Here is a 5,945-nt window from a genome sequence, read left to right on the forward strand (position 1 = left end):
GTCGCCGCGCTGTCCTACTACGCGCTGCACTGGATGGTCGAGTAACCGTCCGCAGGGAAGGCTCCATATGCGGCAACGCCCCAGAGGGCGTGTGCCGGTGGCGGGGGAGCGCTCCGGTTCTCCCTGCCAGGACGAGCGCCCCCGGCTCATCGCTGAGAGAAGGAGCCGTGATGGAAAGCGTTCAAAAAGCCCGGCGGCCACGTGAGCATGCGCAGACCCGACCGGGCGCGACCGCCACAGGCACGCCTGCGCAGGCCCGACCTGTGGAGTCGGTGGAGTCGACGGTGCTGGCCGAGCCGAGCGGCGCTGGCCGAACGCTCACCCTCGCACTTCCCCTGATCAAACTGCGGTTGCAGGCTCCCCGCCTCGGCGCATGGGAGGTCGGCCGCGTCATCGGTGCCGCCCGATCGGTCCTGCCGCAAGGACGCCTCGCCTACTACGGAGGACTCGGCGCGCTCGTGGTGCTCGGCCTTGTCGAATGGCCCGTGGCGGCCGCCATCGGCGTGGGCACGGTGATCGTTCAGCGCGCCCGGGAGACGGGCCGAGCCGATCCCGACCTCGGCCGACCGGAGAACGCCGATGGGCGCACGATCACGTCCGGGTGATCGTTTCGCGGCTGTAGCGTCGCGGGTGACGCGGTTCGGCCGTCCTGATCGGCCCGGTCCCGGAACGAAGGACCGGCCGCGACGGGCGTGACCGGTGAGGCGCTTGAGCTTGTCGTGGTCTTGGCGGTTCCCCGCACCCGTGCGTGGCAGAGGGGAGCCGGGCCGTACGGGGTGGCGACCTCGTACGGCCCGGCCTTGCCCGGTCCGGCGTTCAGGTGCGGAACGGCCCGGTCACGCAGTAGGTGATCCCTCCGGAGGAGGAGCCGGACGTGCCGCGCTGGGAGGAGAAGTACAGGCGGTCGCCGGCCGGGTTGAAGGCCGGGCCGGTGATCTCCGAGGAGCTCTGGCCGTTGATCCGCAGGAACGGCGAGATCGTGTCGTCCGGGGTGATCAGGCAGATCTCCATGGTGCCGCCGTCCTCGGCGACGTACAGGTCGCCGAAGGTCGAGCCGGTGACGTTGTCCACGCCGGTCAGCGGGGGCGTGCCCGGGGTGACGAGGCTGTCGTCGTAGGCGAGCTCGTAGGTGCCGGCGGCGACGTTGACCTGCCAGACCCGGTTGTCGCCCTTGGTGGTGAACCACACGGTGTCGTCGGCGTAGTAGCAGCCCTCGCCGCCGTTGAACGCCTTGGAGCCGGAGACCTGGCTGCGGGTGGCGGTCGGCCATCCGTCGGGGTCGGGCACGTCGGCCCAGGTGAAGGAGCCGGAGGTGGCCGAGCCGGCGCGCAGGACCTGCAGCCGGCCCGACGACAGGTCGCCCCAGGTGTCGGGGACGAACCGGTAGAAGCGGCCGTTGGTCTCGTCCTCGGTCAGGTAGATGACCTTGCGGACCGGGTCGGCGGCGGCGGCCTCGTGTTTGAAGCGGCCCATGGCCGGGCGCCGTACCGCCGCGCCGCCGAAGGGGTAGGTCTCGTAGACGTAGCCGCGGCTGACCTCCTCGCACGACAGCCAGGTGTTCCAGGGGGTCGCGCCGCCGGCGCAGTTCTGCCGGGTGCCCGACAGGATCGAGAACGCCGCGACCACGGTGCCGGCCGCGTCGAAGCGGATGGCCGAGGCGCCGCCGCCGGGGGTGACCTCGGAGTTGGAGACGTAGATCCAACCGTCGCCGTCGGCGAAGCAAGCGCCGCCGTCGGGGGCGGGGTGCCAGGTGTAGGAGGTGCCGGGGACGGCTTGGCCGGAGCGGGCGATCACCTGGCTGGTGAAGCCGGCCGGCAGGTGGATGCCGTTGGCGTCGGCGGCCAGCAGGGGCCCGTAGGGGCCGGGGGCGTTCTGCGCCGGGGCTGCGAGGGCGGCGCCCTGCCAGAGGCTTCCGGTGAAGGCGAGGGTGCCGGTACCGAGCACCGCGGTGCGCAGGAATGTACGGCGTTGCATCGACGAACCTCCTGTCGGGGGGTGGAGAGCGGCCAGACCGCGCTCTCGATCACGCCACAACGCTAGGAGCGCCGGTGAACACCCGCCGGTGGAACGGGTGAACGGCAGGCGGCCTGGCGGTGGTGATCCGGAGGCGGGAGTCTCCCGCCGGTGGCGGCGGGGGCGCGCCGGCCCACGGATCCCCGCCGGGCGGCGGGACCCGCGGGACACGGGGAGCACCCCGCTCAGGGGCGCCTGCCGTACCGTTCAGGCAGCCGGAACCCGCGCTCGGCCATGACCTGGCGCAGGCGGTCGGGGTAGTCGGTGATGAGGCCGTCCACTCCGTCGTCGATCAGCTTGTTCATCGTGGACGCGTCGTCCACCGTCCACGGGATCACCTTGATGCCCAGGGCGTGCGCCCGCGCGACCATCTGCCGGGTCACGTACGGCTGATAGCCGGGGTCGCTGACCGTGCCGTTCTGCGGGAAGCCGTGCACCGGGGAGAAGGCGTCGGCGCCGAAGGAGGCGATCGCTTCGAGCGGGTCGCCGCCGAAGTCGTCGATGTCGATGCCGCCGAGCCAGGCAGAGGCGCCCGGCTGCCCGGCCTGCAGGAACTCATGGTTGGTCAGGGCCACGATCGGCAGGCGGGGCTCGAGTTCGCGCACCCGCATGAGAGCGCCCCAGTCGAAGCTCTGGATCGTGACCTGGCGCTGCATGCGCGCCCGCCGGATCTCGGCCAGGGCGACCCGTACGAACCGCTCCCGCGGGGCAGTCTCGTGCGGGGCGCCCGCCTCGACCTTGGTCTCGACGTTGAGCATGACGCGATGGGCCCGGTAGGCGCGCACCAGGTCGAACACCTCGCGCAGGGTCGCCATCGGCGCACCGGGCACCGGACGCTGGCCGGGGAACTCCGGCAGGGTCAGCGAGCCGCAGTCCATCGTCTTGACCTGGGCCAGCGTCAGGGTGTTGACGTATTTGCCGACGTAGGGGAACTCCGGGTCGCCGGGGAAGGCCGGTGTGGTGTCGCGGCACTTGCGGTCGCTGACGCGCCGGTCGTGGGTCACCACCGCCTGGCCGTCCTCGGTGATCTGCACATCGAGTTCCAGGGTGGTGACCCCGATCTCCAGCGCGTTGGCGAATGCGGCCGCAGAGCTCTCCACGACCAGTCCGAGTCCTCCGCGGTGGGCCTGCAGGTCGAAGCGGTGCCGGGGTCGCTGGTCGGACGCCTCCGCCCGGGCCGCTCCCGCCAGCAGCACCGCGGCCGCGCAGAGCACCGCCGCCGCCGAACGTCTCGTTCTCATCCGTGCTCCCCTCATGCAGGTGTCTTCCCCGGCACCATCCGGGTCCGGGACGGCGCTTGGGCGTACGGCGGGCGAGCAGGAGGGGAACGGCCGGTGTGTTTGTGCGGGAGCCCGCTACGCCGGGCCGCAGGCGCCCGGATCGTGCGTGTGCGGCCCGTGGACGGCAGCCGGCGGGCTTGCGGCCGGGGAGGCACGCAGTTCGGCGCGGGCGGCGCGTTCAGCCAGCAGCGGCACGAAGTCACGGACCGGGGCCCGGTCGAAACGGGCGACGGCACGGTCGAGCGCGGCGGTGATGCGGGCGCTGCTGTGGCGGTCGCGGTAGGCGGCCAGCAGGCGCTCGCGCAGCAGGTCTAGGGCGCGGTGCTCGCGGTCGGAGCCGTCGGGGTGCGGTCGCGTGGCGGTGGTCATGGCTCGGTCGTCCTTTCGCGCGGGCTACCGGCTGCCGGGTGGCGGCGCCAGGAGCGCAGCGGCCGCAGCAGCGGGGTCTTCTTGTGCTGGTGGCCGCTCATCCGCGTCAGGATGTCGCTCAGGATGTCGACGGCCTCGGTGACGTGGGGCCCCTTGTTGAGCATCACGCACTCGGCCCGCACGCCCATCGCGGCGTCGGTGATCTCCGCTCGGGAGGGCAGGCCGCGCCGGGCCAACTGGTCCAGGACCTGGGTGGCCCAGATGACGGGCAGGTGGGCGGCCTCGCACAGCCACAGGATCTCCTCCTGCACCTCGGCCAGGCGCTCGTAGCCGCATTCGACGGCCAGGTCACCGCAGGCGATCATGACGCTCGCGTGCGGGCGCCGCATCGCGGCCAGCAGTATCTCGGGCAGGTTCACGAACCCCTGCACGCTTTCGATCTTGACGATGAGGCCGAGCCGGTCGTCGCCGCACTCGTCCAGGGCCTGCAGCAGGTCGTCCACGTCGCGGGCACTGCGCACGAACGACATCTGCACGATGTCGGCGTGCTCGGCCACGAAGCGCAGGTGTTCGCGGTCGGCGGCGGCCAGCGCCGACAGCGGCAGGTGGGTGTCGGGCAGGTTGATGCCCTTGGCCTCGCGCAGGCGCGTGCCGCGCTCGGCTGATCGGGTGATGCGCACCTCGGCCCGGTCTGGGCCGTATCCGACGATCACGCCGCTGATCTTGCCGTCGTCCAGGTGCACCCGCTGACCGGCCTCAAGGTGGGCGAAGACCTCCGGCGGGGTGCAGCCGATCCGCGGCGGCCGGTCCGCATCGGTGGGAGCGGGCGCGCAGTCGGCGGTCAGCGTCAGCACATCGCCGGAGCGCAGCAGCAGGCCGGCGGGCACCGGTGGCAGCAGGCCCACCACGGCCGGGCCGTGCGGGCCGCGCAGGACGCTTCCGGTGGCCAGATAGACGGTGCGGTCGGTGCGGGCCAGTACTCCGCCGGGCTGGACGGATTCGACGGCGAGGGTGCGCCGGGCCGCGCGGGTGTCGCGGACGGTGACGGCGTCGCCGGCGTTCAGCCCGCCCAGCCAGGCGGCCGGGACCGGCACGGCGGGTGCGGCTGGGCGTTCGCCTCGCAGGGCGCCGATCGCCCGGGCGACGGCGTCCAGGCTGGCCTGCACGCGCGGTTCGCTGCGGCCCAGCGACGACAGCCCGAGCGCGGCCAGGCGCGGTTGCAGGTCGCGCAGGTCGTGCTGGCGGATCGCCCAGTAGTGCGCCAGGTTCAGCGCGCCGGCGCGGTGGTGCGGGTGGACGAGGTCGATCTGCGGACGCCAGATCGACTCGGCGGTGACCAGCGCATGGCGCAGGTCGTCAACGGTATGGGCGACGGCGGTGAGGTCCTCGCCGTCTGCTGCATGTGGTGTGTTCCCCGACATGTTTCCACGGTCGCCGCTGCGGCGGCGGATCGGTAGGGGAGGGGGTCGGCGATGGGAAGGACCTCAAACCCCTCCGTTTTATGGTGTTTTATACCCATTCATTGCTAGTTTTTGAGTGTTCTTTTCCTCGTCATCTGCGGGTCTGTGACCCCTCGGGAACGGATCGTCGTTCAGTACTCGGGTGCCGGTCGCGCGGACGGCGGGTGGCCGGGAGCACCCGAGCCGTGTGGGGACGGCCCGCCGGTGATGCGTACCTGCCGGTCGGCGGCATCGGAGAGCACACGGCAGCCCGCCCGCGTCACGATGTCGATCACCGTCGCATGCACCGTGGTGCGGATGTGGCGGTGGCGGTCGCCCGCCACGCCATGATCGGCATCGGCGTGCACGTCGGGACGCCAGCTCACCACCACCTCCTGATCGTCCTTCCGGCGTATCTCGATGTCTCCGGTCCCGGCCGGGGCGGCGGGCTCGGTGGTGAAACCGGCATCGGCCAGCAGGGCGCGCACGTAGGCGGCGAGCGCGCCGCCGCCGGAGATCTCGGGGCCACAGGCGTCCACGGTTTCACCGTAGTCACTACCGGGCGGCGTCTTCCAGGCCGGGCGGCGCCTTTCCGGCGGATGCGCGGTACCGAGGGCGAGGCACGCTCCGATGGTGAACATCAGGTGAATTGATCAGTGACCCTCTGTATTTGGCTCAGGAAGGGGCCATCCGTGCCGAGAAGGCGGTCGACACCATCGCACAGACACCTGCAGGCGGTGGCACGAGGAGCGATGATGCGAGCACACCGAACGCAGCGCCTGCTGGCGGACCGCAAGGTCGGCGGCAAGATGCTGATCTTGATGGCGGTGCTGGGACTGACCGC

At 71.9% G+C, this 5,945-nt stretch carries 6 protein-coding genes; 1 reads left to right on the top strand and 5 read right to left on the bottom strand.

What is annotated here, in order from left to right:
- Positions 1-170 precede the first annotated feature (170 nt).
- Complete coding sequence (locus ACFOWE_RS31695) at positions 171-605, top strand: hypothetical protein (protein ID WP_377294388.1); 435 nt, start codon at positions 171-173, stop codon at positions 603-605.
- A gap of 211 nt (positions 606-816) precedes the next feature.
- On the opposite strand, the gene ACFOWE_RS31700 is transcribed toward ACFOWE_RS31695, so the two are convergent.
- The 5 genes from ACFOWE_RS31700 to ACFOWE_RS31720 all read right to left on the bottom strand — a co-directional run bounded on the left by ACFOWE_RS31700 (position 817) and on the right by ACFOWE_RS31720 (position 5,742).
- The gene (locus ACFOWE_RS31700; RefSeq protein WP_377294390.1) at positions 817-1,974 is read right to left on the bottom strand and encodes an alkaline phosphatase PhoX; all 1,158 of its coding nucleotides are present in this window, start codon (positions 1,972-1,974) and stop codon (positions 817-819) included.
- 224 nt (positions 1,975-2,198) lie between these two features.
- Positions 2,199-3,254 (bottom strand): glycerophosphodiester phosphodiesterase, encoded by a 1,056-nt coding sequence (locus ACFOWE_RS31705; protein WP_377294392.1) that lies wholly within the window; start codon positions 3,252-3,254, stop codon positions 2,199-2,201.
- Positions 3,255-3,368: 114 nt separating this feature from the next.
- Positions 3,369-3,662 carry a three-helix bundle dimerization domain-containing protein gene (locus ACFOWE_RS31710; protein ID WP_377294394.1) on the bottom strand — a complete coding sequence of 98 codons (294 nt, stop codon included), beginning with the start codon at positions 3,660-3,662 and terminating at the stop codon, positions 3,369-3,371.
- Positions 3,659-5,083 (bottom strand): pyruvate kinase, encoded by a 1,425-nt coding sequence (locus tag ACFOWE_RS31715; RefSeq protein WP_377294396.1) that lies wholly within the window; start codon positions 5,081-5,083, stop codon positions 3,659-3,661. Before ACFOWE_RS31715 ends, ACFOWE_RS31710 begins: the two co-directional genes overlap by 4 nt.
- A gap of 170 nt (positions 5,084-5,253) precedes the next feature.
- Positions 5,254-5,742, bottom strand: coding sequence for a hypothetical protein (locus ACFOWE_RS31720; protein ID WP_377294398.1), 489 nt, complete (start codon positions 5,740-5,742; stop codon positions 5,254-5,256).
- Positions 5,743-5,945 lie beyond the last annotated feature (203 nt).

This window comes from Planomonospora corallina (assembly GCF_042650625.1).
Lineage (GTDB): Bacteria > Actinomycetota > Actinomycetes > Streptosporangiales > Streptosporangiaceae > Planomonospora_B > Planomonospora_B corallina.

Excerpts from the sequence above, each read along its gene's own strand:
- ACFOWE_RS31695 (WP_377294388.1), top strand. The coding sequence starts at position 171 with ATGGAAAGCGTTCAAAAAGCCCGGCGGCCACGTGAGCATGCGCAGACC.
- ACFOWE_RS31700 (WP_377294390.1), bottom strand. The coding sequence starts at position 1,974 with ATGCAACGCCGTACATTCCTGCGCACCGCGGTGCTCGGTACCGGCACC.
- ACFOWE_RS31705 (WP_377294392.1), bottom strand. The coding sequence starts at position 3,254 with ATGAGAACGAGACGTTCGGCGGCGGCGGTGCTCTGCGCGGCCGCGGTG.
- ACFOWE_RS31710 (WP_377294394.1), bottom strand. The coding sequence starts at position 3,662 with ATGACCACCGCCACGCGACCGCACCCCGACGGCTCCGACCGCGAGCAC.
- ACFOWE_RS31715 (WP_377294396.1), bottom strand. The coding sequence starts at position 5,083 with ATGTCGGGGAACACACCACATGCAGCAGACGGCGAGGACCTCACCGCC.
- ACFOWE_RS31720 (WP_377294398.1), bottom strand. The coding sequence starts at position 5,742 with ATGTTCACCATCGGAGCGTGCCTCGCCCTCGGTACCGCGCATCCGCCG.